This is a genomic window from Lentzea sp. CC55 (assembly GCF_021056325.1).
Taxonomy (GTDB): domain Bacteria; phylum Actinomycetota; class Actinomycetes; order Mycobacteriales; family Pseudonocardiaceae; genus Lentzea; species Lentzea jiangxiensis.
On the sequence record NZ_JAJCXE010000019.1, the window covers coordinates 214,756 to 241,259 of the forward strand.

Sequence of the window (26,504 nt, forward strand, 5' to 3'; positions counted from 1 at the left end):
GGGACTCGTGCAGGACGTGTTGCGGCGCTTGAGAGCGCTCGATCCCGACAAGCGCGCGGAGGTGTTCGCGCGGCTCGCCGAACGGGGCGAGGAGTTCAACGTCCATCCCGTCTCGTCCGGGCAGCGGAGGCTGTGGCTGCTCGACCAGCTGCACCCCGGCAGCCCCGTCTACAACGTGCCGTACGCCTTCCGGCTGCGCGGACGCGTGGACAGCACGGCGCTGGGGGAGGCGCTGCTCGCCCTCGGGCGGCGGCACGAGGTGCTGCGGACCGTGTTCCTGGACCTCGACGGCGACCCGCGCCAGGTGATCCTGCCGGAGCCGCAGTTCTCGCTCGTCGTGACGCACGCCGACATCGGTGACCGCGACGCCTTCGCGAAGGCCCGTGCGGCGGAAGCGGCCCGCGAGCCGTTCTCGCTGGCGGACGGGCCGCTGCTGCGGGCCGAGCTGGTGGTGTTCGACGAGACCGACGCCTTGCTGCTGGTGTCGATGCACCACATCGTCTGCGACGGGTGGAGCACGCAGCTGCTGTTCGCCGAGTGGCGCGCCGCCTACGAGGGGCGCGACCTCGGGCCGGAACCGACGCAGTACCTCGACTTCAGCCGCTGGCAGACGGAGTGGCTCGCCGGTCCCGACGGCGCCCGGCTGCTGGACTACTGGACGGGGCAGCTCGCCGGGGTGCCACCGGTGCTCGAACTGCCGGCGGACCGCCCGCGTCCGGCCGTGATGGAGATGCGCGGTGGCGCGGTCGAGTTCTCCTGGCCCGCCTCGCTCAAGGCGCGGCTCGACGAGTTCTGCCTGGCAGAGCGCGTGACGCCGTTCATGGTGCTGCTGACCGCGTGGAACGTGCTGCTGCACCGCTACTGCGGCGCCGACGACATCGTGGTCGGCACCAACGTGGGCAACCGGCGTGCCGAGGTCGAGAACGCGATCGGGTTCTTCGTCAACACCGTCGCGCTGCGGACCCGCCTCGACCCCGAGGCGAGCTTCCTGTCGGTGCTGCACCAGGTGCGGGACACGACGCTGGCCGCGCAGCAGCACCAGGAACTGCCGTTCGAACGGGTCGTCGAGGCGCTCGCGCCACCCCGCAGCACCGCGCACCAGCCGGTCGTCCAGACGGTCGTCGGCATGGAGGACAGCCAGCACGAGATCTTCTCGCTGCCCGGTGTCGCCGTCGAGAAGGTCGCGTCGCACTCGGGGACCGCGAAGTGGGACCTCGAGCTCGGCGTCACCTCGACCGAGGGCGGGATCTCCGGGCTGCTGGAGTTCGACAGCGCGCTGTACGACCCCGCCACCGCGCGGAGGATGCTCGGCCACCTGGAAACGGTGCTCGGCTCGGGGCTCGCCGGCCCGTCGACGCCGATCGGCCGGCTGACGATGATCACCCCGGCGGAGCGGGTGCGGCTGCTGCGGGAGTGGAACCCGCCGGCGACCTGCCGGCTCGACGGCGTGCTGGTGCACGAGCTCACCGAGGCGTCGGCGGACCGCACGCCGGACGCGGTGGCGCTGGTGTTCGAGGACCAGCGGCTCACCTACGGCGAGCTGGACGCGCGGGCGAACCGGCTCGCGCACCTGCTGCGGTCGTCCGGGATCGGCCGCGGTGACCTCGTCGGCATCAGCCTGCCGCGGTCGATCGACCTCGTGGTGGCGCAGCAGGGCGTGCTCAAGTCCGGCGCCGCGTACGTGCCGCTCGACCCGGAGTACCCGGCGGACCGGCTCGCGTACATGGTCGAGGACTCCGGGCTGCGCCTGGTCGTGACGCTGGCGGCGCTCGCCGGCAGGTTCCCCGGTGCCGGCACGCTGCCGCTGGACGAGACCGACCTCTCCGGCCAGCCCTGCGACCGTCCACAGCGGACGATCGAGCCGGACGACCTGGCGTACGTGATCTACACGTCCGGGTCGACCGGCAAGCCCAAGGGCGCCATGCTGCCGCACCGGGGCGTGGTGAACCTCGCCGACGAGCTGGCGCGGATGCTCGGCATCGGGCCGGGCAACCGGATGCTGCAGTTCGCGTCGTTCAGCTTCGACGTGTCGGTCGCCGACATCATGGTGACGCTGCGGTCCGGTGCCACGGTGGTGCTCGCCGCGCAGCACGACCTGCAGCCCGGCCCCGACCTCGCGCGCACGATCACCGCGCAGCGCGTCGACTTCGCGTGCCTGCCGCCGACCGTGCTGAGGCTGACCGACCCCGCGCTCGTGCCCGGCCTGCGCACGCTGATGGCGGGCGGCGAGGCCTGCCCGGACGAGGTCGCCGCCGCGTGGGCACCCGGCCGGCGGTTCATCAACGTCTACGGACCCACCGAGGCCAGCATCTGGATCACCTCGTCCGAGTGCGACGGCACGGAGAGCCCGTTGCCGATCGGGCGGCCGATCACCGGCAACACGGCCTACGTGCTGGACGAGAACCGGGAGCCGCTGCCCGTCGGCGTGCCGGGCGAGCTGTACCTCGGTGGCGTGCAGGTGGCCCGCGGGTACCTGAACCGGCCGGAGCTCACCGCCGAGCGGTTCGTGTCCGACCCGTTCGGGGAAGGCCGCCTGTACCGGACCGGGGACCTGGCGCGGTTCCTGCCGGACGGGCAGGTCGAGTTCCTGCGGCGGATGGACGACCAGATCAAGCTGCGCGGCTACCGGATCGAGCTCGGCGAGATCCAGACCGCGGTGGCGCAGCACCCGTCCGTGCGCGCGGCGGTGGTCATCGCCCGCGAGGACGTGCCGGGGGACGTGCGGCTGGTCGCCTACGCGGTCGCCGCCGAGGGGTGCCGGATCGACGCGGCGCAGCTGCGGGCGTCGCTGCGGCGCGGGCTGCCCGAGTACATGGTGCCGTCGGCGTTCGTGGAGGTGCCGACGATCCCGCGCAACCCCAACGGGAAGCTCGACCGCCGGGCGTTGCCGAAGCCGGAGTCGGTGGTCTCCGAACGGGCCGTGGTGCCCGCCGGCAACCAGACCGAGCGCGCGATCTCCGACGTGTGGCGCGAGGTGCTGCGGATGGACCGGGTCGGCGCGGACGACAACTTCTTCGACCTCGGCGGCAACTCGCTGTTGCTGGTGAAGGCGCGCAGCAGGTTGGCCGAGGTGTTCGCGCGGGAGGTGCCGACGGTCACGTTGTTCACCTACCCGACCGTCCGCGCGCTGGCCGCTCACTTCGACGGCGGCGGTCAGACCGGCACACGTGCCGCCGGTGGCAGGAAGGCTTTGCTGGCGAGGGGGAAGAAGTCGTGACGGAGTACACGGGACTGGAGATCGCGGTGGTCGGCATGGCCGGCCGCTTCCCCGGGTCGTCCACTGTGGAGGAGTTCTGGGAGAACGTGCTCGCCGGCGAGGTCGGCGTGCGCCGCTTCACCGACGAGGAGCTGGACGCGGCGGGCGTGACCGCGGAGCGACGTGCGGAGCCGGGTTTCGTACCCGTGGGGGGCGCGCTGGACGGCATCGAGTTCTTCGACGCCAAGCTGTTCGGCTACAGCCCGCGCGACGCCGCCGTGCTGGACCCGCAGCAACGGGTGTTCCTGGAGTGCGCCTGGCACGCGCTGGAGCACTCCGGGCACCTCGGCGGCGGGGCGGAGGTCGGCGTCTACGCGTCGGCCAGCGTCGACACGTACCTGCTGCGGCACCTGTGGGACAACCCGGCCGTGCCCGGTGGCCTGCAGCCGCTCGACCTGCTGCTGGCCAACGACAAGGACACGCTCGCCAGCCGCGTCGCCTACCACCTCGACCTGACCGGCCCGGCGATCACCGTGCAGACGGCGTGCTCGTCGTCGCTGGTGACGATCCACGTGGCCTGCCAGGCGCTGCTGGGCCGCGACTGCGACATCGCCCTGGCCGGCGGCGTGTCCATCCGGCCGCCCGTGCACGAGGGCTACCAGTACACCGAGGGCGGCATCCTCGCCGCCGACGGCCGGTGCCTGCCGTTCGACGTCAACGCGCACGGCGTGGTCGCGGGCAACGGGGTCGCCGCCGTGGTGCTGCGGCGTCTCGAGGACGCGATGGCCGACGGCGACACGATCTACGCCGTCGTGAAGGGCACCGCGGTCAACAACGACGGCGCCGGCAAGGTGGGCTTCACCGCGCCGAGCGTCACCGGGCAGGCACGGGTCATCAGGGCCGCGCACGACCTGTCCGAAGTGGACTCGTCGACCATCGGCTACGTCGAGGCGCACGGCACCGCCACGCCGCTGGGCGACCCGATCGAGGTCGCCGCGCTGACGCAGGCGTTCGTGCACCCGCCTTCGGCGTGCGCGCTCGGGTCGGTGAAGGCGCTGATCGGGCACTTGGACGCGGCGGCCGGTGTCGCCGGGTTCGTCAAGGCGGCGCTCGCCGTCGGGCACGGAGTCGTGCCGCCCAGCCCGTACTTCACGGCGCCGAACCCCGAGACAGGGTTGGAGGACAGCCCGTTCTTCGTCAACCGCGAGGTGCTGCCCTGGCCCGGTGAGGGGCCGCGCAGGGCCGGGGTCAGCGGGTTCGGCATGGGCGGGACGAACGCGCACGCCGTGCTGGAGGAGCCGCCGTCGCCGGAGCCGATGCCGCCCGGCCGGTCGCGGCACCTGCTGGTGTTGTCGGCGGCGAGCGAGCAGGCGTTGGAGCAGAGCAGGACGAGGCTGGCGGAGCACCTCGCCGCGGGTGGGCACGAGCTGGCGGACGTGTCGCACACGTTGCGCACCGGCCGTCGTGCGTTGCGGCACCGGCTCGCGGTCGTGGCCGGTGACCGCGCCGACCTGACCGGGGCCTGGACCGGCTCGGGCGACCGCAGGGACGTGGTGTTCCTGTTCCCCGGCCAGGGTTCCCAGTACGCGGGCATGGCCTCCCAGCTCGCCGACGAGGAGCCGGTGTTCCGCGCGGCACTCGACGAGTGCGCCGCCCACCTGCCGTTCGACCTCCACGAGGTGCTGGCCGACGCCGAACTGCTGACGCGCACGAAGTACACCCAGCCGGCGCTGTTCGCGGTCGAGTACTCGCTCGCGAAGCTCTGGCGGCACTGGGGTGTGCGGCCGGTCGCGATGCTCGGGCACAGCGTCGGCGAGTACGTGGCGGCCTGCCTGGCCGGGGTGTTCGGGCTGCGGGACGCGCTGGAGCTCGTCGCGGCCCGCGGCGCGCTGATGGACGCGCTGCCCGCCGGCGCCATGCTGTCGGTGCCGCTGGGTGCCGCGGACCTGGACCTGCCGCCGGACGTGTGCCTCGCGGCGAGCAACGCGCCGAACCTGAGCACGGTCGCCGGCACGGTCGAGGCCGTCGGGAGGTTCGAGCAGAGCCTCGCGGTCACCAGCCGCAGGCTGCACACCTCGCACGCCTTCCACTCCTCGATGATCGACCCGGTGCTCGGCGAGTTCGCCGCGCTGGTGAGCCGGGTCGAGCTGCGGGAGCCGCGGATCCCGTTCGTCTCCAACGTGTCCGGCACCTGGATCACGAACGCGGAGGCGACCGACCCCGGCTACTGGGCGCGGCACGCCCGTGCGGCCGTCCGGTTCAGCGAGGGGCTGACGACGATCCTCGCCAACGGCCCGGCGAACCTGCTGGAGGTCGGACCGGGGAACGTCCTGAGCACGCTGGCCCGGCAGCACGACCTGACCGGCAGCGCGGCCTACGGGTCGCTGCGGCACCCGCGGGAGGACAAGCACGACCTCGACACCGTGCTGGCCGCGGCGGGCCGGCTGTGGATCGCCGGTGCCGACGTGGACCTCGGCGCGCTGACGGCCGGCGAGCGCCGCCGCCGGGTTCCGCTGCCGGGGTACCCGTTCGAGCGGGCGCGGCACTGGGTCGACCTGCCGGGTACCGCACCGCGCGAGGCCGAGGTCGTCGTCGAGCGGGCGCGCGAGCGGGAGGTGACCGCGACGGGTGACCTCGCCGTGATCACCGGGATCTGGCAGGAGCTGCTCGGCATCGCGAGCATCGGCCCGGACGACGACTACTTCGAGCTGGGCGGGCATTCGCTGCTGGCGACCCAGATCCTCGCGCGGATCACGGCCGGCCTCGGCGTCGTGCTGCCGGCGGGCGCGATCTTCGAGGCGCCCACGCCGGCGAAGCTCGCCGCCACGGTCGAGCAGCTGCGGGCGCACGAACCGGAGCAGGACGACGAGTTCGCCCGGCTCCTCGCCGAGATCCGCGACATGTCACCGGAAGAGCTGCGGGCCGAACTGGACCGCGAGCGGGACGCCCAGGAGATCTCCCAGTCATGACAGACCACCTGACCAGCTCACTGACCGAGGAGCAGCGCCAGCTGCTGGCCCTGCGGCTGCGCAACGCCGACCGCTCGCAGCCGGTGTCGTTCACCCAGGAGCAGCTCTGGTTCCTCGACCGCCTCGACCCCGGCAACCCCGCCTACGCGATCCCGTTCGGGCTGAAGCTCACCGGGCCGCTCGACCGCACCGCCCTCGAACTGGCGGTGGGCCGGGTCGTCGACCGCCATTCCGCGCTGCGCACCACGTTCTTCGAGCGTGATGGCGAGCTGCGGCAGCGAGTGCGCGACAACGTCTCCATCGCCATCGAGGTCATCGACCTGACGGCGGACCCCGGACGTGCCGGGGAGGTGGCCCTGGAGCACGCCCGGCACGTCTTCGACCTGAGCACGGGCCCGCTGGTGGCGTTCCGGCTCGTGGTGCTCGGCGAGCAGGAACACCTCCTGCTGGTGACGGCGCACCACATCGTGTTCGACGCCGCCTCGGCCGAGGTGTTCGGCTCCGACCTCGTCGCGTTCTACGGCGGTGAGACGCTGCCCGAGCTGCCCACGACGTTCGGGCGGCACGCGGCGGCCGAGCGGCGCAGGCTGACCGACGAGGTGATGGACGGGCACCTGGCGTACTGGAAGGACAAGCTCGCGGACAGCCCCGCGCGGTCCACGGTGCCGTCCGACCTGCCGCGCCCGGCGATCCAGACCCACACGGGCGGACGACGTCACTTCGTCGTGCCCGCCGACCTCACCGGGAAGCTCGCCGCACGGGCCCGTGAGCTCGGCGTGTCGCTGAACGCCGTGGTGCTCAGCGGGTTCGCGGCGCTGATCGGCCAGGAACGGGTGCTGCTCGGCATGCCGGTCAGCGGGCGCGGGCGCCCGGAGCTGGAGCCGATGATCGGCTCGCTGGCGAACATGCTGGTGCTGCGGGTCGACCTCGGCGCCGACGCCGACGAGGTCGTCCGGGGCACGCACCGCGCGATCAGCGAGGCCTACGCCCACCAGGACGCGCCTTACGCACGGGTCGTCGAGGCCGTCGACCCGCCGCGCGACCCGAGCCAGAACCCGTTGTTCCAGGCCATGCTCAGCCTCACCGAGGCACCGGCGGCCAAGACGGCCGGCGGGGTCGAGTTCAGCCCGTTCGAGGTCGACAACGGGCTCACCGACTTCGACCTGTTCGTGGTGCTGTCCAGAGTGGACGGCGAGCTGCGCGGCGTCCTCGGCTACAACGCGGATCTCTACCTCGACGAGACCGCCGATGAGCTCGGCGAGCAGTTCCTGACCGTGCTGAGCGGGCTGGCGGCGGGGGAGCCGGTGCGGCGGCGAGACCGGATCTCGATCGCCGCCACGTTCACCGCCGACCCGGTGCGCGAGCCGCTCGACGTCCTGAACGGCGTGCTGCGCCTGCCGGTCGACGTCGAACTGGCTCCCTACCGGCAGATCGTCCAGCACCTGCTCGGCGGCGACGGCGGCAGGCTCGCCGACGTCGTGCTGCTGCGCTGGGAGGACTGGCTGCGCCACGGCGACTCGGTCGAGGCGAGCTGGCAGGACCTCGAAGCCGCGGTCACCGCCTACCGGCAGCGGTCCGCCGCCCCGCTGTTCCTCGTCGTCTGCCCGTCCGAGCAGCCCTTCGGGCACCTCGACGACCGGCTCGCCGTGCTCGCCGACCAGACCGACGGCGTGCACGCGGTGTGGTTCGCGGACTGGGCCGAGGCGCTGCCCGTCAGCGCCACGTTCGACCCGCAGGCCGACAAGCTCGGCCACGTCCCCTACACGCAGGAGGTGTTCGCCGCCCTGGCGATCCTGCTGACCCGCAAGCTGCACCCGGACGCACCGCGCCTGCACCTGCTGGACACCGCGCTCGGAGACCCGGCCTCGCTCGCCGACCGCGCCGCGCCCGCCGTCCGGGCCGTCGCGGTCGACACACCTCCCGTGGCGCCGCGCACCAGGACCGAGGAACGGCTCGCGAAGGTCTGGCGGGAGGTCCTCAAGCTCGACGAGGTCGGCGTCACGCACGACTTCTTCGCGCTGGGCGGTCACTCGCTGCTCGCCACGCAGCTGCTGTCGAAGGTGTTCGCGGAGTTCGGCGTCGACGTGTCGCTGCACGCGCTGTTCACCCACCCGACCGTCGAGGCCCTGGCCGAGCTCGTCGACGAGCCGGGGGAGACCGGGCATCCGCTGTCGCCGGTCTCCCGCACCGGCCCGCTGGAGCTGTCGGCCATCCAGCAGCGGATGTGGGCGGCGACCCAGCTCGACACCACCACGACCCGGATGAACACCACGTTCGCCGTCAGGTTGAGGGGCTCGCTGGACGTGCCGGCGTTGCGCGCCGCGGTGGCCCAGGTCGTGCGCAGGCACGAGATCCTGCGCACCACGTTCGCCGAGCGGGACGGCCGGCCGGTCATGGTCGTGCACCCGGACCTGGACTGCTGGCTGCCCGAGGCCGTCGGCTCGCCCGGCGAGTTCCTCCTGGAGCACACCGGCCACGTCTACGACCTGGAGAACGGGCCGCTGCTGCGAGTCCGGCTGGTGCGGACCGGCACGGACGAGCACCACCTGCTGCTCGGCATGCACCACATCGTCTGCGACAACACGTCGTGGGGCGTGCTGCTCGCCGAGCTGTCCGCCGGGTACGCGCGGGCAGACCTGCCGGAGCTGGCGGTGCAGTACGCGGACTACGCGGCCTGGCAGCAGGAGCTGCTCACCGACGAGGCCCTCGAACCGCACGCGCGCCACTGGCGCTCCTACCTCGCCGATGCGCCGTCGCAGCTGGAGCTGCCGGCACGGCGTCCCGAGCGCAACGAGACCCGGCGCACCTCGTCCGAGGTCCCGGCCACCGTCGCGCAAGCGGTGAAGGACCTGGCCCGCGCCGAGGGCAGCACGCCGTTCGCCACGCTGCTCGCGGCGTACGCGGTGGTGCTGTACCGGCGCAGCGCGCAGCCGGACGTCGTGCTGAGCGTGCCGCAGCAGGGCAGGCCGCGCCCGGAGGTCGAGCACCTCGTCGGCTGCTTCACCGACCTGCTGCCGATCCGCGTCGACCTCGCGGGGCGCCTCACGTTCCGGCAGGTCCTTCAGCGGGTGCACCGCGCGATGGTCGACGGCTACCAGCACGCCGACGTGCCGTTCTCCAGCGTCGCCCACGTGCTGCCGCGGCAGAAGGGCCGGCACCCGGTCTACCAGTGCGCGTTCAACTACGCGGACCTGCCCGACGAGGCGATGACGTGGCCCGGGCTCGACCTGGAGCCGCTGGAGGTGCCGGTCACGAGCCTCGACTTCGACCTGTTCCTCACGCTGACCACCGAGCACGGCGAGCTGGCCGCGACGCTCGAGTACAGCGCCGACGTCTTCACCCCCTGCGGCGCCGACGAGCTGCTCGGGTCGTTCGTCGGGCAGCTGACCGAGCTGGTGGGCGCGCCGGACACGCCGATCGTCGTCGAGGGCACAGCCAAGTCCACTGTGGACGGCCTGCCGGTGAGCGTCGTGTCGTCGCGCCCGGTCGACGGCGTGTTGCCGGTCCTGTCGTCGTGGGCGGACAAGCTCGGCCTGCCGCTCACCGTGCGCACGACACCGGCCGGCCAGGTCCTGCGCCCGTTGCTGGACCCGGAAGCGGGGCTCGACGGGGTGGAGCGGGAGATCACCGCTGTGCTGCTGCGCTGGGAGGACCTGTTCGAGGGCGGCGTCGCCGCGTTCGAGATCGCGTTCGCCCGGCTGTGCGACGCGATCGGGCGGTGGACCGAGCGCACGGGCGCGTCGCCGGCGGTTCTCGCCACGTCCGGGCGCACGGAGAAGCCGTGGCCCGGTGTCTTCGGGCACGCGGCGGACCGCCTCGCCCGCCGCTTCCCGGCGGTGACCGTCGTCGACCTGCTGACGGCCGAGGGCGACCAGGACGTCGTGCTCGGCACCGCTCTCGCGCGGCTCGTGCACGGCGGTGAGCTGCCGGAGGAGACCGGGGCGGCGGAAGCCCCGCGCACCGCCGAGGAACGCGCCCTCGCCGCCGTGTGGCAGGACGTGCTGAAGCTCGCCGAGGTCGGTGTGCACGACGACTTCTTCGAGCTGGGTGGCGACTCGATGACCGCCATCCAGGTGGTGTGGCTCGCGAACCAGGCGGGGATCAGGTTCACGCCCGCCCAGCTCACGGCCAAGCGCACGATCGCCGCACTGCTGCGCGCCCCGATGACGCCGGAGCAGCAAGCGCTTGCGGCCGTGTGGTGCGAGGTGCTGAAGCTGGAAGAGGTCGGTCCGCACGACGACTTCTTCGAACTGGGTGGCGACTCGATGACCGCCATCCAGGTGGTGTGGCTCGCGAACCAGGCGGGCATCAGGTTCACGCCCGCCCAGCTCACGGCCAAGCGCACGATCGCCGAGCTGTGCGCCGCGACCGCGCCTCAGGCGGTCGTGGACCAGGGACCGGTCGAGGGCGACTTCCCGGCCACCGGTGCCCAGCGCTGGTTCTTCGAGGCGCTGGCGACGTCGATGGTCGCGCCCGCCCACTTCAACCACCCCTACTACCTCCGGCTGCGCGTGCCGGCCACGCCCGAGCAGTTGGAGCAGGCCACGAACGCCCTGGTCGCCCACCACGACGGACTGCGGCTGCGGTTCCGCCGCGAGGGGATCGACTGGTACGCCTCGCACGGCCCGGTCGAGGGCGCGATGCCGTTCGTCTCCTTCGACGTCTCGGACGCGGCCGACCGCGAGAAGGCGATCGAGGGCCACCTGAACGAGGTGCACCCGACGCTCGACATCGCGGACGGCCCGCTGGCCAAGGTCGTCCACTTCGGACTCGGCGGCCACGAGCCCGACCGCGTGATGGTCATCTGCCACCACCTGGTCACCGACGGCGTCTCGCGCAGCCTCGTCCTGGAGGACTTCCAGAACGCGCTGCGCCAGGTGCTCGCCGGCGAACCCGTCGACCTCGGGCCGAAGACGACGTCGTTCCGGGACTGGGCGCTGAGGATCGACGAGTACGCCCGCGGCCCGCAACCGCTGGAGGAGCTCGAGTACTGGGAGAGCCAGGCACCCGGCAGCGAGGAGCTGACCCCGGACCTGCCCGGCCTCAACACCTTCGGCGTCATGCTGGACATCCACACGACGATCGACGCCGAGACCACCGCGCGTCTGCGCGAGCTGGCCAAGCGGCACCAGGTCGGTGTCAGCGACCTGCTCGTCTGGGCGTCCGTGCGGATGGCCGCCGAACGCTCCGGCAGTCCCGAGTGGACGATCGCGACCACCGGGCACGGCCGGGAGGCGTTGTTCGACGGCCTCGACCTGTCCCGCACGGTCGGCTGGTTCCAGGTGATGTACCCGATCCGGCTCACACTGCCGGAGGGCGCCGACACCGAGGCGGTCCTGTCGCTGGCCGAGCAGCTCAAAACGGTGCCCGTCAACGGCATCGGCTACGGCCTGCTCCGCTACAACCACCCCGATCCCGCCGTGCGGCGGCGGCTCGAGAAGCCCAACCCGCAGCTGACCGTCAACTACGCCGGGGCGTTCGGGTTCACCGACCTGTCCAGCGCCGACGAGCTGTTCGACCTCTGCCAGTCCGAGCTCGGCGTCCTGCAGGACAGGGGAACCGTCTGGCCCGGCCGGATCGACGTCGTCGGATCGCTGGTGGACGACCGGATCCGCATCGAGATGAACTACGGCACCGAGATGTACCTGCCCGAGACCGCGCGCCGGATGCTCGGCCGAATCGAAGAGCTGCTCCGCCGGCTCGTTGACCAGAACAGGACGAGGTAATGCCCAAACCTTCGGGATTCGGCGCGTTCACGATCATGTGGGTAGGACAGCTGCTGTCCGCCCTCGGCACCCGCATGACGAACTTCGCGCTCAGCATCTGGGTGTGGCAGCACACCGGCTCGGCCACGTCGATGGCGCTGATGATGTTCTGCGGCTTCGGCTCGACGGTGCTCTTCAGCCCGATCGCGGGCAGCCTGATCGACAAGTGGAGCCGCAAGACGTCGATCATCGTCAGCGAGATCGGGTCGATCGCGGTCACGTTCATCCTGCTGGCGCTGTTCCTCACCGACTCGACCCAGCTCTGGCACCTGTACCTCGTCAACGTGCTGACCGGCGCGCTGCTCGCGATCCAGGGACCGGCGTTCGGGGCGACCATCGCGCTCATGATGGAGCGGGGGAAGTTCCTGCGGGCCAACGCGATGATGTGGTCGGTCAAGAGCTTCCCGGTGATCTTCGCGCCGGCGTTCGCCGCCACCCTGCTCGGCCTCACCGGCATCAAGCTGATCCTGCTCGTCGACGGGCTCACCTACGTGGTCGCGATCATCACGGTGCTCGTCGTGCACATCCCGCGGGTGCCGGGCCAGGACCGCGAGAAGAGCACCTTCTGGCAGGACTGCGTGTTCGGCTTCCGCTACATCGTCGAACGCCCGCCGCTGCTCGCGGTGCAGGTCGTGCTGTTCTCCATCAGCCTCCTCGCGGCCCTCGCGTGGGCGCTGATCGTGCCGCTGGTGCTCGCCCGCACGCTGGGCGACGAGGGAACGCTGGGCCTGGTGCAGAGCATCGGCGCGGTCGGCGGTGTGCTGGGCGGCACGCTGCTCGCGTTCATGAAGCCGCCGCGCCGCAAGATGCTGGTCGTGCTGGGCGCGATCCTCGTGTTCAGCATCGTCGGCCGGATCCTCTACGGCGTGGGTGACGGCTTGATCGCGTGGGCGGCGGCGATGTTCTTCGTCGAGCTGACCATCCCGTTCATCGACGGTCTCGCGCAGACCATCTGGCAGGAGAAGGTCGACCCGGCCGTGCAGGGACGCGTCTTCGCCGCCCGCAACTTCTTCGAGAACCTGTCGGTCCCGATCGGCTTCGCGGCCGCCGGACCGCTGGTCGACAAGGTGCTCGAACCCGCCATGCGAGGCGACACGGCGCTCGCGGACGCGTTCGGCTGGCTGGTCGGCACCGGACCGGGCTCGGGCATCGGGCTGCTGTTCGTGGTCGTCGGTGTGCTCGGCGCCGGCGTGGGTGTCGCGGGCTTCCTCAGCCGCAACGTCCGCGAGGTCGAGACCCTCGTGCCGGACCACGAGCCGGAGCCGGAAGCGAAGCCGCTCGACCGCCAGCCCGCGCTGGCCGACTGAACGACGAAGGGGGAGAACACCATGACGCACCGGGTCGTGATCAACGACGAGGAGCAGTACGCGCTCTGGCCCGCCCACAAGGACAACGCGCCGGGCTGGCGCGACGCGGGGGTCAGCGGCACCAAGGAGGAGTGCCTCGCGCACATCGGTCGCGTGTGGACGGACATGCGCCCGCTCAGCCTGAGAGGACGGTCATGACCTTCACCGAGGTGGTGGCGGGCGCGCTGGACGTCGATCCGGCGCACGTCACCGACGACGCGGGGCAGGACACGCTGTCGAGCTGGACCAGCATGCGGCACATCCAGCTGATCGTGACGCTGGAGGAGGCCTACGGGCTGTCGTTCGACTACGAGGAGATCGCCGGCGCCCGGACCGTCCGGGACGTCCGCGACGTGCTGCGGGCCAAGGGGGTCGAGGTCTGATGGACCTGGTGGAGGACCTCGCCGCGGTGCGCCGCCGGTGGCAGGAGATGGCCGGGACGCCGGTGACCCCGGTGATCGGGGTCGGCGTGCTGGCGAGCTACACGATCGACCCGGTGCTGCCCTACCTCGGCACCGCCCTGCACGACGCGGGCCTGCCCGCCTCGTTCACCACCGGGCCGTACAACCAGATCGTGCAGCAGTGCCTCGACGACACGTCGGTGATGGCGGCGGCCAGGCCGGACGTGCTCGTGGTGGCGCCCCGGTTCGAGGAACTGGGCGACGAGCTGCTGACCGTGGTCGACGCCGCGATGGCCGCGGCACGGCGCTGGGGGTCGTTCCTCGTCCTCGTCCTGCCCGCGGTGCCGGAGGAACGGGTGTTCGGGCACCTCGACGACGGACGGGCCGCCGGCACGGCCGCCACGGCGCACGAGGTGCGCGAGACGATCCGGGCGGAGCTCGCGGGCCGGCCGGACGCCTGGGTGGTCGACGCCGAGCAGGCGGTCCGCGCGGCCGGCACGGGCAAGGCCCACCACCCCGCCATGTTCAGGTTCGCCAAGATCCCCTACACCGAACCGGTGTTCGCCGAGCTGGGCGCCGCGCTCGCCGGTGTGCTGCGGGCGGTGCACGGCGTGACGCCGCGGGTCGTCGTGGTGGACGGGGAGTCGGCGGACGCGCTCGGCGAACCGCTGAGGTGGTTGCGCGAGTCCGGCGCCCGCCTGGTGTTCCGGCAGGGGCAGGAGCCGGTCTCCGAGCTGGCGGAGGCGGAGGGCGTGCCGGCCGGATCCGCGGCGCTCCTGCGGCTCGGTGCCAAGCCCGCCGCCTGGCGCGACGAGCTCGTCCGGTCCGGGCTGCTGGACCGCCTGCCGCCACCGGAGACCGCTCCCCGTCGCGCGCGGCGCGAGGTCCAGAAGACGGTGTCGCTCACCGACTTCGTCGCCGGGCTGAACGTCGAGGTCGACCTCCGCCCCGTGGGGCCGGACTCGGCCGCCAAGGTCGTCGAGGTCGTGTCCAGGGCCAAGGACTTCACCCTCGGCACCGAGGCGCTCGACCTGGCGCAGGACCGCGAGGTGTTCGCGGTCCACGTCCGGGACAAGTTCGGCGAGTACGGCATCAGCGGCGCGGTGGGCATCACCGGGGAAGGCGTCGTCGACGTCTTCTCGCTGTCCTGCGTCGTGCTCGGCAAGGGCGTCGAGGACGTCGTGCTCCAGCAGCTGCGCGAGAAGCACGGCGACATCGTCTTCCGCCACCGCCGCACCGCGCACAACCAGATCACCGCCGGGTTCCTCGCGGACGCCGGAGCGAGAATCGAGGAGATCACGTGACCGTCCACTTCGGAGTCGTGTCGCTCGGGCACGTGCTCGGCGACCCCGTCGACGTGGCGTCCGCCGCCGGCGGCTACACCGCGGACGTCGACCGCGTGCTGGGCTGGGGGTACCGGACGTTCCACCGCGCCGGGGACGGCGTCGGCCTCACCGACCTGGCCGCCGAGGCCGGTGCGAAGGCACTGGGCGACGCGGGCGTGCAGCCGCACGAGGTCGACTTGATCGTGCTGGCCATGTCCGACCTGTCCGAGCACCTGTACTGGGACGCGGCCGGCGCGACGCAGGCCAAGATCGGCGCCCACCGCTCGGAGAACGTCCTGCTGACCCAGGCGTGCGGCGGGGGAGTGGCGGCGTTCGACATCGTCGCCGGCAAGTTCGCCACCCACCCCGGCTACTCGACGGCGCTGATCATCGGCGCCAACCGCGTCTGCGAGCCGTACTGGAACCGGATGGAGATCAACACCAGCATCTTCTCCGACGGTGCCGCCGCGGCCGTGGTGAAGCGCGACCACCCGCGCAACCGCTGGCTCACCACCGAGATCATCAGCGACGGCCGCTACGCCGACTTCATGATGATGGACGTCGGCGCCGCGGCCCGCCCGTTCGCGGGCCAGCGGGACATCGGCGTGAAGAGCCCGCAGAAGCGGCTCGAGGAGTTCTTCGCGGGCGACATCCGCAAGATGTTCGAGTTCGTCTCGACCATCCGCACCAACAACCACGAGGTGGTGCGCCGCGCCTGCGACCGCGCCGGCACCACGCCCGCGGACCTGCGCAAGCTCCTGCACCTGCACGACAGCGTGCCCGCGATGACGTTGCTCGCCAAGGACCTCGACCACGGTCCCGAGTGGACGAACACCGAGGTGGCCCAGGCGCTCGGCCACGTCGGGTGCGCCGACCAGCTGATGTCGCTCGAGCACTACCTCGCGGCAGGGGAGCTCACCGAGGGCGACGTCGTGGCACTGACCAGCACGGCCAGCGGCATGCACTGGCTCTGCACGCTTCTGGCGATCTAGGGGAGAGACGATGGAGATCAAAGAACTGCTGGCGCGGATCCGCCGGCTGACCGCTCCCGGTGCCGAGGCCGACCCGGCCGTGCTCGGCGACCTGGCCGCGCTGACCGACCTCCCGGCGTTGCTCGAGGCGGGCCGGCTGCTCGCCAAGGTACCCGCGGAGCTGCTCGGCACGCTCAAGCCGCTGAAGGTCGCGATCACCGGCACCTTCACCGCGTCCGGCGTGGCGCCGCTGCTGCGGGTCGCCCTGCTGGGCAAGGGGATCGCGCCGCAGATCCACGTGTCCGGCTTCGACCAGCTGGCCGTCGACCTCAGCAGCCCGGACTCGCCGCTCGCGTCGTTCGAGCCGCAGGTGACGCTCTGCCTGCTGCACGACGACTGGTTCGTCCCGGCGGAGTGGGACGACGCGGAGGCATTCGAGAGCGCCGTTCGCGGCCGTTGGGGCATGTTCGACACCCTCGTCGGCGCCTTCACCGAACGCTCCGGCAGCGCGGTCCTCGTGCACACCGTGCCCCTGTCGCCGGTCGAGATGCGCGGCGTCGTGGCGTTCGACGGCAGGGCGGCGCTGGGCCGCGCGTGGCGCGAGCTGAACAGCGACCTGCTCGGCATGGCGCTGCGCCGCGACCAGGTGCACGCCCTGGACCTGGAGGCGTACCTGGTCGACGCGCCGGCCCGGCTGCGCGACGAGAGGCTCTACCGGTTCGCGAGCGCCGCCTGGACGCCCGAGGTCGAGCAGGTCTACGCGACCGAGGCCGCGCACTTCTGCCGCGCGTTCCTCGGCCTGGCCAAGAAGGTCCTCGTGCTCGACCTGGACAACACGCTGTGGGGCGGCGTCGTCGGCGACGACGGCCCGAGCGGCATCCAGATCGGCTCGATGTACCCCGGCAACGCCTTCCGCGAGATGCAGCGCCGTGCCGTGCAGTTGCGCAAGCAGGGCGTGGTCCTCGCGCTGGCCAGCAAGAACGAGGCGGCGATCGTCGACGAGGTCCTGAACGACCACCCGGACCTGGTGATCCGCCCGGCCGACATCGCGGCCCGCGCGGTCAACTGGCAGCCCAAGGACCACAACATCCGCGGGCTCGCGGCCCAGCTCAACCTCGGCCTCGACAGCTTCGTCTTCGCCGACGACAGCACGTTCGAGACCCAGCTCGTGCGCGGCTCGATCCCCGAGGTCACCGTGGTGCACCTCGACGGCGACCCGGCCGACCACGTCACGGCGTTGCAGCGCGGCGGTTCCTTCGACGTGCTGACGACCACGGCGACCGACCGCGAGCGCACCAGGCTCTACAAGGCCCGCGCCGAACGCACCGAGTTCGCCGACTCGTTCAGCTCGGTGCAGGACTACCTGCGCAGCCTGGAGATCACCGTGTCGGTGCGGGAGGCCGACGAGTTCAGCCTGCCGCGGCTCGTGCAGCTCGGGCAGCGCACCAACCAGTTCAACATGATCGGCACCTCCCACGCGGAGGCCCGCACGCGGGAGATGGCCGCGTCCGGCGACCACGTCGTGCTGGTCTTCGAGGTCGCGGACCGGTTCGGCGCCGAGGGGATCGTCGGCGGCGTCTGGGTGTCGAAGCACGACGACCACTGGCTCGTCGAGAACTTCGTGATGAGCTGCCGCGTCTTCACCCGCGGCGTCGAGCACACCGTCGTCCAGCACCTCGCCGACCGGGCCCTCTCGGCGGGTGCCGTGCGGCTGGAGGCCGACTTCAGGGCCACCGACCGCAACAAGGCCGCCGCCGCGTTCTACCCCGACGCCGGGTTCGAGCAGGTGTCGGAAGGCCGCTTCACCCTGCCGCTGCTGCCGCGGCCGCAGATCAGTCCCGAGTGGACCACACTCGTCGTGGAAAGGGAGTCCGCCGATGTCTGAGGTTTTCGTCGACGTGGTCGACCTGGTCGGTCAGGTGACGGACCTGCCGGCCGAGGACATCTCGGCCGACGCGCGGTTCGAGGCGCTCGGCAACTGGACGAGCTACGACGCGCTGCGCCTGCTCACCGGCATCGAGCAGAAGTTCGCGGTGCGCCTCGACCTGCAGGAGTACTTCGCCATCAAGGACGTCGGCGGCCTCGTCGCCGCCGTGGCGACCGCGCAGGGGAAGTCGGGATGATCCTGCGCATCGACCACGTCGGTGTCGTCACCGGCGACCTCGCCGCCGCCGGGATCGGCCTCGGCCTGATGGACATGAAGAACACCTACGCCGACGACGTGAACGCCTACGGCGTGGCCACCTCGTTCTGGCAGTGCCCCGGTGACACGACCTCGATCGAGCTCGTGGCTCCGGTGCGCCCCGACGCCGCCGTGCACGGGCACCTCGCGCGGCTGGGGCCGGGCCTCAACCACGTGGCGTTCGAGGTCGACGACATCGACGCGGACCTGCTGGCGTTGCAGGACCGCGGCGCGGTCCTCGTCGACGAGAAGCCCTGCCAGGGCGGACGGCCCGGTCTGCGGGTGGCGTTCGCCCACCTCGGGCCGGCGACGGGACTGCTGGTCGAGCTCGTGGACTACGGCAACCGCGCCTGAGTCGGCTGGGAGGCCCCCGGCGCCGCCTGGGGCCTCTCGCTCTTGCGGCGGGTCAGCACGAGCGGCCCGTCCTCGGTGATCGCGACGGTGTGCTCGGAGTGGGCGGTGCGCGAGCCGTCGGCCGAGCGCAGCGTCCAGCCGTCCTCGTCGTAGATGATCTTGTCCGTCGTCGCGGCGAGCCACGGTTCGATGGCGATGGTCAGGCCGGGCTTGAGCTTCATGCCGTGACGGCGGCGGCCGTTGTTCGACACGTGCGGCGCCTCGTGCATGGTGCGGCCGATGCCGTGGCCGCCGAACTCCAGGTTGGGCGTGTAGCCGAGCTCGGTGCAGACCTCGCCGATCGCCGCCGAGATGTCCCCGATGCGGTTGCCCGGCTGCGCGGCCTCGATCGCGGCCGCCAGCGCGACCTCGGTGGCCCTGACCAGGCGCAGGTCCTCCTCGCGGGGCGTGCCGACGATGACCGTCATGGCCGAGTCGGCCGCCCAGCCGTCGATGAGCGCCGCGATGTCCATCGTCAGCACGTCGCCGTCCTGCAGCACGTAGCTCTTCGGCAGGCCGTGCAGCACCGCGTCGTTGACCGCGAGGCACGTGACGTTGCGGAACGGGCCGCGGCCGAACGACGGCGAGTAGTCCCAGTAGCAGGACACCGCGCCGCGCTCCTCGAGCATGCGCCGGGCGTGGTGCTCGAGGTCGAGCAGGTTCACCCCCACGGCGGCCCGGGAGGAGAGCTCGTCGAGCACCTCCGCGATGAACTGGCCGGTGACGTGCATGCGCTCGATCTCGGCGGGGGACTTGAGCTCGATCAACGTGTTCCTCCATCAGCGGGTGCCGGTATAACTATACCGGCTTCGCGGAGACGGCTGAACAACACCACCCAGGAGGGGGACGGGCGTTGCGCTCCCGGGATCGCGCAACCACAGTGCGTGGTCATGAAGCAGGTGCTGCAGCACAGGATCGACTCGACCTTCGCCCACTACGACGTCAACCGCAACGGCGTCATCGAACTGGCGGACGTCTACGCGCTGGCCAACCGGCTGCTGCGGGCGTACGGCGAGCCCGCGTCCTCCGAGCGGGGCCGCGAGCTGGTCGAGGCCTACGACAGGTTCTGGGAGATGCTCGCCGGGCACTGCGACACCGACCGCGACGGCAAGATCGGGCCTGCGGAGTACCGCGAGGCGATGATCGAGGCGTTCGTCGAGGGCGGCCCGATCAACATGGACTTCCTCGAGGTCGTCCACTCGCTGCTCGAGATCATGGACACCAACTCCGACGGCCGGGTCGACGCCTCCGAGTTCGCGGTGCTGCTGAAGGCGCGCGGGCTGTCCGAGCAGGAGTGCGGGACGGCGTTCGCGCACCTCGACACCGACGGTGACGGGGCGATCAGCGTGCACGAGTACATCACGGCCGTGCGGGACTTCTACACGAACCCGGCGGAGGACACCCCCGGCAGCTGGCTGTACCCCAGCGCTCTGCAGCGCACCTGACCTGCGCGGATGGTCCTCGAGGCCGACCGGCCGGGAATCCGCTGTCACATTCTCGCCGGCTGCGCTGTCATGTCTGCAGCAGCCGACGAACAGGGGAACAGCACATGTCCTACCCGGAAGAGGTCTACTCCGGCGACTCGGGCGAGGTCAGCGCCCGGTACCGCCCGGTGACCACCGCGCCTGAGCTCGGCCGAGAGGGCGACGGCATCCACTACCTCGCCACCACCGAGACCACGCGCGGCGAGTTCGGGCTCTACCGCGTGATGATGCGGCCGAAGGCGCCCGGTCCGAGCACGCACTTCCACCGCACGATCTCGGAGTCGTTCTTCATCCTCGACGGCGTCGTCAGCCTCTTCGACGGCGAGAGGTGGATCGAGGCGGGGAAGGGCGACTTCCTGCACGTGCCGCAGGGCGGGCTGCACGCCTTCCACAACGCCTCCGACGAGCCGGCGGAGATGCTGCTGCTCTTCACGCCCGGCGCGCCGCGCGAGGAGTACTTCGAGAAGCTCGGTGAGGTCGCGAAGGAGGACCTCACCGCGTTCCGCGTCAAGCACGACTCGTACTTCGTCTGACGGGCCGGGGGTGCCGGAACGGTCCGGCACCCCCGGGAGGTCACTCCTCGACCGTGATGGCCGAGGCCGGGCACACCGCCGCCGCGTGCCGCACGTCCGCCAGCCGCTCGGCGGGCGGGTTCGCGTCGAGCAGGTCCACCAGGCCGTCGTCGTCGCGCTGGTCGAACACGTCGTCCGCGGCCAGCACGCACTGCCCGGCGCCGACGCACCTCCCCTGGTCCACCACGACCTTCACGCCGACCTCCAGGTGACGGGCAGCTCCGCGACGCCGCCGGTGAGGGTGGCGCGGACCTGCAGCTGGTCGAGCTCCTTGGCCAGGCGCAGTCCCGGCAGGCGCTTGGCCAGGGCGGCGAAGACCACGCGCAGCTCGGTGCGGGCGAGCGACGCGCCGATGCAGAAGTGCGCGCCGTGGCCGAAACCGAGGTGTGTCCTCTCGGGACGGTCGGGGTCGAACTCCTCGGCGTTGCCGTAGACGTCCGCGTCGCGGTTGGCCGCGTTGATCGAGAGCACGAGCGCGTCCCCGGCGCGGATGGTGACGCCCGCGAGCTCGACGTCCTCCTTCGCGTACCGGAGCAGGCCGAGGTCGCCGGGCGCGCCCAGGCGCATGACCTCCTCGACCACCGCGTCGACGCGGCCGTCCGGGTCGGCGACGAGGGCGTCCCAGCGCGAGCGCTCGGTGAGCAGGAACAGCACGCCGAGACCGATGCGGTTCACCGTCGTCTCGTGGCCCGCGAACAGCAGCCCGACGCACAGCCGGACCATCTGGACGTAGTCGAACGCCTCGTCCTCGGCCTGCGCGCGCACGAGGTCGGAGATCACGTCCTCCCCGAGCGCCCCGCGCTTCGACTCGACGAGCCCGACCATGTAGTGGAAGAACTCCTCGCGCGCCCTGTGCGCGTCCTCGCCGATCTCCGTGCCCGCCATGCGCTCCGACAGCGACGCGAACTTCTCGTTGTCCTCGTGCGGCACGCCCAGCAGCCGGCAGATCATCGCCACCGGCAGTGGGAACGCGAGTCCGTGGTGCAGGTCGACGACGCCGGTCTTCTCGTGCTCGGCGATCAACCGGTCGATGCAGTCGTCGACCAGTTCCTCCATGCTGTCGCCCAGCATCCGCATCCGCTTGGCGGAGAACGCGGGCGTCAGCAGGCGCCGCATGCGCGCGTGGTCGGCCTCCTCCGTGGCGTACTCGCCGGTCGGGCCGTCCTGCACGGCGGAGGTCGAGATGCGGGACGCCTTGTCCGGTTCCGGGTGCGACCGGCCGAAGCGCTTGTCGCCCAGCAGCAGGCGGACCTCGTCGTACCGGGTCACCAGCCAGGCGGGATCTCCCGCGGGTGTCGTCACGGGCGCGATCGGCGCCTCGCGCCGCAGCACCTCGTAGAGCGGAGCGAGATCGAGGACGTTCGGCCTCGGCAGCGGCAGCTTCAGGCGCTCTGCGTCAATGCTCATGCACCGACCGTAGCGCTTGTTGGCAGACGGTGCCAATAAATCTTTCCAGGTGGGTGACGTGCTTAAATCGGCCGATGACGGACGTAGCGACCGAAAAGCCGCGCCGGGGCCGGCCGCCGGTGAGCGACGAGCAGCGCCGCCGCCAGCGGCTCGACATCTCGCGCCACGCCGTCCGCCTGTTCGCCGAGCAGGGCGTCGCCGCGACGTCGGGGGAGCAGATCGCCCAGGCCGCGGGCGTGTCCGAACGGACGTTCTGGCGCCACTTCCCGCACAAGGAGAGCTGCGTCGAGCCGCTGCTCACCAAGATGGTCGACGCCTTCTGCGCCGTGCTGCGCGCCTGGCCGTCCGAACTCGAGCTGATCGAACACCTGCGCGGGGCCTACACCCCGCTGCTCGACGCGGCCACCGACGACGACATCGAGGCGGTCCTCGCCGTCGTGCGCCTGACCCACGGCGAACGGGCGCTGCGCGCCGCGTACCTGATGCTCCGCGAACGGGCGGAGGAGGCGATGGCCGAGGTCCTCGCCGCCCGCATGCGCCTGCCGCAGGACACCATCGAGATCCGCGTGCAGGCCGCGGCCATGAGCGCCGTGCTCAAGGTGGCCACGGACGACGTGGCCAGGGCGGCGGCCGGCGGGGTCACGCGGGCGACGCTGGACGGGCACCGCGAGCAGATCGCCGCGGCGTTGCGCGGCCTGTCGCGGATGCTCTAGACCGGCAGGGTCGACAGCGCCCGGACGAACGCCACGGCGCGGACGGCCACCTCGACCACGACGCCGGCGAGGGCCGAGCCCAGGGCGGTCCGGACGAACGAGCAGGCGGGTTCGCCGCCCCGCCGGCCGAACGGCTCCAGGACGTCGCCGAGGAACGCGACGACGGTCAGCACGGGCAGGACGGCGGTGGCGAACCCGGCCGGTGCGGCGAGGCGGCCACGGTCGATCCCGGTCCCACGTCGAGGGTGCTCCCGGCCCCGCGGGGTGGCATCGGTACGACTGCTCACGTTCACGCCCGCAGCAGCGCCACCCTGTCCACCAGGGCGTGGGCCACCGAGTCGAAGCCCTTCTTCACGTACTCGCCCTGCGCCGCGAAGACCGCGCCGGCGTACTCGCCCGTGAAGGTCTCGAAGGTGCGGTAGCTGCACCGTCGCGCGCCCAGCGGCGTGATCAGCTGGTCGCGCACGCCGAGCAGACCGGGGAACGTGTCCCCGGTGTCGTAGCGCAGCAGGCGCGGCGGCTCGACCACGCGGACGAACTCGCGGCTCACGAACGTCCCCTCGGAACCGTCGGGTCGCGGCAGCGTGAGGTCGATCGGCGAGCCGACGGCCAGCGTCGTGGCCACCGCCAGCGTGTAGGGGTTCCACTGCGGATAGTGCGGGTAGTCGAGCAGGACGTCCCACACGAACGCGGCGGGCGCGTCGACCTCCACGACCACGGACTCGATCACGTGTGCGCTCATGCCGGCATGTACTCCCCGCCGTTGACGTCCAGCACGGCTCCGGTCACCTCGGAGGCGTGGCGGGACAACAGGAACAGCACCGCGCCCGCGCACGCGTCGTCGGCCGGGATGCGGCGCAGCGGGTTGCGGGCGGCGATCTCGTCGTAGACGTCCTGCTCGGTGACGCCCCGCGCCTCGGCGGTCATCTTGAGGTAGAAGCGGACGCCCGGTCCGTCCAGCCAGCCCATCACCGCCTGGTTCGCGCGGATGCCGTGCTCGCCCAGTTCCAGGGCCAGGAACTGCGTTGCCGTCGCCATCGCGGCCTTCGCCGCCGCGTACCCGCCCTCGCCGCGCATCGGCTTGCGGGTCGTCATCGTGCCGATGTTCACGATCGAGCCCCGGCCGGCGGCCTTCATGTGCGGCACGACCTCGCGGGTCACGTTCAGGGCGCCGAACAGGACGATGTCGATCGACCGCCGGATCGCCTTCTCCGGCGTGTCCAGCAGGTCGGCGAAGCCCGCGTGCCCGAACGCCGAGTTCACGAGACCGGTGATCGTGCCGAACCGGTCGGCGGCGGTGGCGACCAGGCGCGCCACCTCGTCGGGCCTGCGCACGTCGCACCGCACGCCGACGGCCTCGCCACCGGCGGCGGCGACGTCCTGCTCCACCCGCTTCATCACGTCGGCGGACCGGGCGGCCATCACGACCTTCGCGCCCTCGGCGGCCGCCCGCAGGGCGAGCTTCGAGCCGAGGCCGGGGCCGACGCCGGTGATCAGCACGACCTCGTCACGCAGCATCACAGGTAGACCTCCGCGTAGAAGGCGAAGTCGCGGCGCAGCTGCTCCTCGGACAGGCCGAAGTCCTGGGGCGCGTAGGAGTGCGAGCCGTGCCGCTCGGTGCGGTTGCGCTCCAGGTAGGCCTCGAACGCCGCGTCGTCGGCGGGACCGGGCGGCAGGCCGAGGGCGTCGAGGACCCGGCGGGCGACCTCGGCGGGTCTGCTCACGGTGTCGGCGAACCGCACGTCCACGAACCGGTCGGGGCGCGCGGACCTCGCCGCGGCGAACCCCCGCAGCGTCTCGGAGAACCGGCCGGACCAGTACCGTCCGATCCGGACCGGATCGACGTCCTCGCTGTACTGCGCGGACATCGTGCTCACCATCGAGGCGTACGACGGCACCGCCTGGACCGGGGACCGGTGCGTCATCACGATCCTGCAGCCGGCGAACTCGTCCAGCACGGTGTCGACGGCGGTCAGGTGGTGCGGTGACTTGAGCACCCACGGCAGCGAGCGCGACTCGTTCTGCCACTGCAGCACCTGCAGCCACTCCCGCAGCTCGCGGTAGGCGGGGCGCTGGTCGGCCGAACGCAGCCAGTCGCCGTAGGACGGGACCCGGTAGAACGAGTCGAAGCTCATCGACACGAACGTCCGGTCGAGCAGGATCACGTCCTCCTCCGGTCCGTCCCACACGACGGTGTGCAGGTCGCCGAAGTCGGGGGAGAGCTGCGAGAACACCTGCATGCGTTCCCGCGCGCGGCGTTTGCGCACCGCGGCGTCCGGGCCCTCGCCGGGGAACGGCAGCGGGTAGGCGACCTCCCACGACAGCGTGGACGTGACCTGGGGCGAGGCCGCGAGGAGGCGGTGCAGCAGCGTCGACCCGGTGCGCGGCAGGCCGCAGATCTCCGCGGCCACCCGCACCTCGACGTCGAGCACCTCGGGGTGCGTGCGTTGCAGCTCGCGCAGCCGCAACCGGTCGCACAGCAGTGCCGTGAGCCGGTGCCGGGTGAGCTCGAAGCCCAGCGGGGAGAGCGCCGCCTCGGTGTTGAGGCTGTGGACGAGCACGTCGAGCGGTTCGCGGAACCAGTCGTCGCCGAAGTCGGCCAGGCCGGTCTTCGCGCGGGCCTTCTCCAGCAGTTCCGGCACGTCCAGCGCCGTCGTGACCGTCATCGGACCTCCCCCAGGGGCACCACGCGGCACTTCGGGATCGGATGGGTGCGCGCGCCGAGCCAGCGCAGCAACGCGGTGCCGGAGCTGTGGCCGCAGGTGTCGATCCAGTTGCCCGCACCGGGATCCGCGGCGGCCACGACGATCGTCAGGCGCCCGTCGGGGGACAGCGTCGCGGTGTGCTTGTTGACGGTGGTCCGGCGCCGGTGGTCGAGCGACTCCATCCACCAGTTGTCCAGCTGGAAGTTCCAGTACGGGCAGTCCGGCACGTCGGTCTCGACGACCCACGCCTCGCCGGGGCGCAGCGTCCAGTACCCGTGCAGGTAGAAGATCCCGGGATCGCCGCCCGCCCGCTGGAACACCTCCTGGCCGAAGTCCGGCAGCTCGTTGGGACGTGCCATGAACGTCCGCGTCCAGTGCGCGAACGTGGCCGCGGTGCCGTGCACGGACAAGGCCGCGCGCTGCAACGCTTTCGCGACGAACTCCGGTGTCAGCGCAGCGGGCTCGGCCGGTCCGCCGACCCGCTCGACGGACCACCGCCCCGGCACCTCGCGGGACCGGTCGAGGTAGGTCTGGCGCACCACCAGGCCGGTGGAGTCGGGCGCGAGCGGCAGCCAGTTCCCCGGCTGCTCGGCGGCGCTCGCGATGATCTCGACCGTGCCGTCCGGCGCGACCTCCAGGTCGGCGTCGGACAGCTCGCCGGTCGACGCCATGGTGCCGTCCTTGGCGTACCGGTTGGCCTTGGAGCCGATGCTGAAGTACGAGATGGTGCCGCGGGTCCCGGTGATCCGGTAGGTGCGGTCACCGCGGATGTTCGCGGACAGGTAGACGTTGTCGGGGTTGTCCGCGCCGATCTTCACGAGGTCGAGCTCGTGGAACCGCGGGAAGTCGGGATCGGCGTTGTCGAGGCAGGAGTAGAGCATCTCGCGGGTCAGCCGGGCGAGGTAGCGGTAGCCCTCCGCGCGGTCGAGCGGGGTGTCCGGCGCGCGATCGGACAGGACCACCTCACCGGCCTTCTCCAGCGCCCGGCAGAACTGCGTCCACGTCTGGTCCCGCACGGAAAGCCTCCCCGGATCTAGAACGTGTTCTAGTCGAAGCTACACCATTCCGAACAACG

The 26,504-nt window shown here is 71.8% G+C and carries 22 protein-coding genes; 14 read left to right on the forward strand and 8 right to left on the reverse strand.

Annotated elements, in window-relative coordinates:
* Positions 1–7 precede the first annotated feature (7 nt).
* From L6E10_RS12675 to L6E10_RS12725, 11 genes are read left to right on the forward strand one after another with little or no spacing between them, the layout of a single operon-like run.
* Positions 8–3,217 carry an amino acid adenylation domain-containing protein gene (locus L6E10_RS12675; RefSeq protein ID WP_236219701.1) on the forward strand — a complete coding sequence of 1,070 codons (3,210 nt, stop codon included), beginning with the start codon at positions 8–10 and terminating at the stop codon, positions 3,215–3,217.
* Positions 3,214–6,165 carry a type I polyketide synthase gene (locus L6E10_RS12680; RefSeq protein WP_236219702.1) on the forward strand — a complete coding sequence of 984 codons (2,952 nt, stop codon included), beginning with the start codon at positions 3,214–3,216 and terminating at the stop codon, positions 6,163–6,165. Before L6E10_RS12675 ends, L6E10_RS12680 begins: the two co-directional genes overlap by 4 nt.
* Entirely contained in the window at positions 6,162–11,891 is a 5,730-nt protein-coding gene (locus L6E10_RS12685) for a condensation domain-containing protein (protein ID WP_236219703.1), read from the forward strand. Before L6E10_RS12680 ends, L6E10_RS12685 begins: the two co-directional genes overlap by 4 nt.
* Entirely contained in the window at positions 11,891–13,237 is a 1,347-nt protein-coding gene (locus L6E10_RS12690) for an MFS transporter (protein ID WP_236219704.1), read from the forward strand. Before L6E10_RS12685 ends, L6E10_RS12690 begins: the two co-directional genes overlap by 1 nt.
* A 21-nt stretch (positions 13,238–13,258) precedes the next feature.
* On the forward strand, positions 13,259–13,435 hold the full coding sequence (locus L6E10_RS12695; RefSeq protein ID WP_236219705.1) for an MbtH family protein: 177 nt from the start codon (positions 13,259–13,261) through the stop codon (positions 13,433–13,435).
* Positions 13,432–13,659 carry an acyl carrier protein gene (locus tag L6E10_RS12700; RefSeq protein ID WP_090099296.1) on the forward strand — a complete coding sequence of 76 codons (228 nt, stop codon included), beginning with the start codon at positions 13,432–13,434 and terminating at the stop codon, positions 13,657–13,659. The genes L6E10_RS12695 and L6E10_RS12700 overlap by 4 nt, the downstream gene beginning before the upstream one ends.
* Positions 13,659–14,981 (forward strand): hypothetical protein, encoded by a 1,323-nt coding sequence (locus tag L6E10_RS12705; protein ID WP_236219706.1) that lies wholly within the window; start codon positions 13,659–13,661, stop codon positions 14,979–14,981. The genes L6E10_RS12700 and L6E10_RS12705 overlap by 1 nt, the downstream gene beginning before the upstream one ends.
* A complete protein-coding gene (locus L6E10_RS12710; RefSeq protein ID WP_236219707.1) occupies positions 14,978–15,994 on the forward strand; it encodes a 3-oxoacyl-[acyl-carrier-protein] synthase III C-terminal domain-containing protein in 1,017 nt (338 codons plus the stop codon). Before L6E10_RS12705 ends, L6E10_RS12710 begins: the two co-directional genes overlap by 4 nt.
* 10 nt (positions 15,995–16,004) lie before the next feature.
* Entirely contained in the window at positions 16,005–17,858 is a 1,854-nt protein-coding gene (locus tag L6E10_RS12715; protein ID WP_236219708.1) for an HAD family hydrolase, read from the forward strand.
* The gene (locus tag L6E10_RS12720) at positions 17,851–18,096 is read left to right on the forward strand and encodes an acyl carrier protein (protein WP_236219709.1); all 246 of its coding nucleotides are present in this window, start codon (positions 17,851–17,853) and stop codon (positions 18,094–18,096) included. Before L6E10_RS12715 ends, L6E10_RS12720 begins: the two co-directional genes overlap by 8 nt.
* Complete coding sequence (locus L6E10_RS12725) at positions 18,093–18,509, forward strand: VOC family protein (protein ID WP_236219710.1); 417 nt, start codon at positions 18,093–18,095, stop codon at positions 18,507–18,509. Before L6E10_RS12720 ends, L6E10_RS12725 begins: the two co-directional genes overlap by 4 nt.
* Here L6E10_RS12725 and map read toward each other — a convergent pair.
* Positions 18,491–19,315, reverse strand: coding sequence for a type I methionyl aminopeptidase (gene map / locus L6E10_RS12730; RefSeq protein ID WP_236219711.1), 825 nt, complete (start codon positions 19,313–19,315; stop codon positions 18,491–18,493). The genes L6E10_RS12725 and map overlap by 19 nt on opposite strands.
* Before the next feature lie 123 nt (positions 19,316–19,438).
* Between map and L6E10_RS12735 the strand changes: the two genes are divergently transcribed.
* Positions 19,439–19,993 (forward strand): EF-hand domain-containing protein, encoded by a 555-nt coding sequence (locus L6E10_RS12735; RefSeq protein WP_236219712.1) that lies wholly within the window; start codon positions 19,439–19,441, stop codon positions 19,991–19,993.
* A 104-nt stretch (positions 19,994–20,097) separates the two neighbouring features.
* Entirely contained in the window at positions 20,098–20,565 is a 468-nt protein-coding gene (locus L6E10_RS12740; protein WP_236219713.1) for a cupin domain-containing protein, read from the forward strand.
* A 40-nt stretch (positions 20,566–20,605) separates the two neighbouring features.
* Here the strand turns inward: L6E10_RS12740 and L6E10_RS12745 are convergent, their stop codons facing one another.
* Positions 20,606–20,800 carry a ferredoxin gene (locus L6E10_RS12745; protein ID WP_236219714.1) on the reverse strand — a complete coding sequence of 65 codons (195 nt, stop codon included), beginning with the start codon at positions 20,798–20,800 and terminating at the stop codon, positions 20,606–20,608.
* A complete protein-coding gene (locus L6E10_RS12750; RefSeq protein WP_236219715.1) occupies positions 20,797–22,011 on the reverse strand; it encodes a cytochrome P450 in 1,215 nt (404 codons plus the stop codon). The genes L6E10_RS12745 and L6E10_RS12750 overlap by 4 nt, the downstream gene beginning before the upstream one ends.
* Positions 22,012–22,085: 74 nt before the next feature.
* Between L6E10_RS12750 and L6E10_RS12755 the strand changes: the two genes are divergently transcribed.
* Positions 22,086–22,724, forward strand: a complete 639-nt coding sequence (locus L6E10_RS12755) for a TetR/AcrR family transcriptional regulator (RefSeq protein ID WP_236219716.1) — start codon at positions 22,086–22,088, stop codon at positions 22,722–22,724.
* Here L6E10_RS12755 and L6E10_RS12760 read toward each other — a convergent pair.
* Genes L6E10_RS12760 through L6E10_RS12780 form a run of 5 tightly spaced genes read right to left on the reverse strand, consistent with a single transcriptional unit; the run spans position 22,721 to position 26,445 of the window.
* Positions 22,721–23,011, reverse strand: a complete 291-nt coding sequence (locus L6E10_RS12760) for a hypothetical protein (protein WP_236219717.1) — start codon at positions 23,009–23,011, stop codon at positions 22,721–22,723. The genes L6E10_RS12755 and L6E10_RS12760 overlap by 4 nt on opposite strands.
* A gap of 2 nt (positions 23,012–23,013) precedes the next feature.
* A complete protein-coding gene (locus tag L6E10_RS12765; protein WP_236219718.1) occupies positions 23,014–23,466 on the reverse strand; it encodes an SRPBCC domain-containing protein in 453 nt (150 codons plus the stop codon).
* Entirely contained in the window at positions 23,463–24,242 is a 780-nt protein-coding gene (locus tag L6E10_RS12770) for an SDR family oxidoreductase (RefSeq protein WP_236219719.1), read from the reverse strand. The genes L6E10_RS12765 and L6E10_RS12770 overlap by 4 nt, the downstream gene beginning before the upstream one ends.
* A complete protein-coding gene (locus L6E10_RS12775) occupies positions 24,242–25,390 on the reverse strand; it encodes a sulfotransferase (RefSeq protein ID WP_236219720.1) in 1,149 nt (382 codons plus the stop codon). The genes L6E10_RS12770 and L6E10_RS12775 overlap by 1 nt, the downstream gene beginning before the upstream one ends.
* On the reverse strand, positions 25,387–26,445 hold the full coding sequence (locus L6E10_RS12780; RefSeq protein WP_236219721.1) for a DUF1214 domain-containing protein: 1,059 nt from the start codon (positions 26,443–26,445) through the stop codon (positions 25,387–25,389). Before L6E10_RS12780 ends, L6E10_RS12775 begins: the two co-directional genes overlap by 4 nt.
* Positions 26,446–26,504 lie beyond the last annotated feature (59 nt).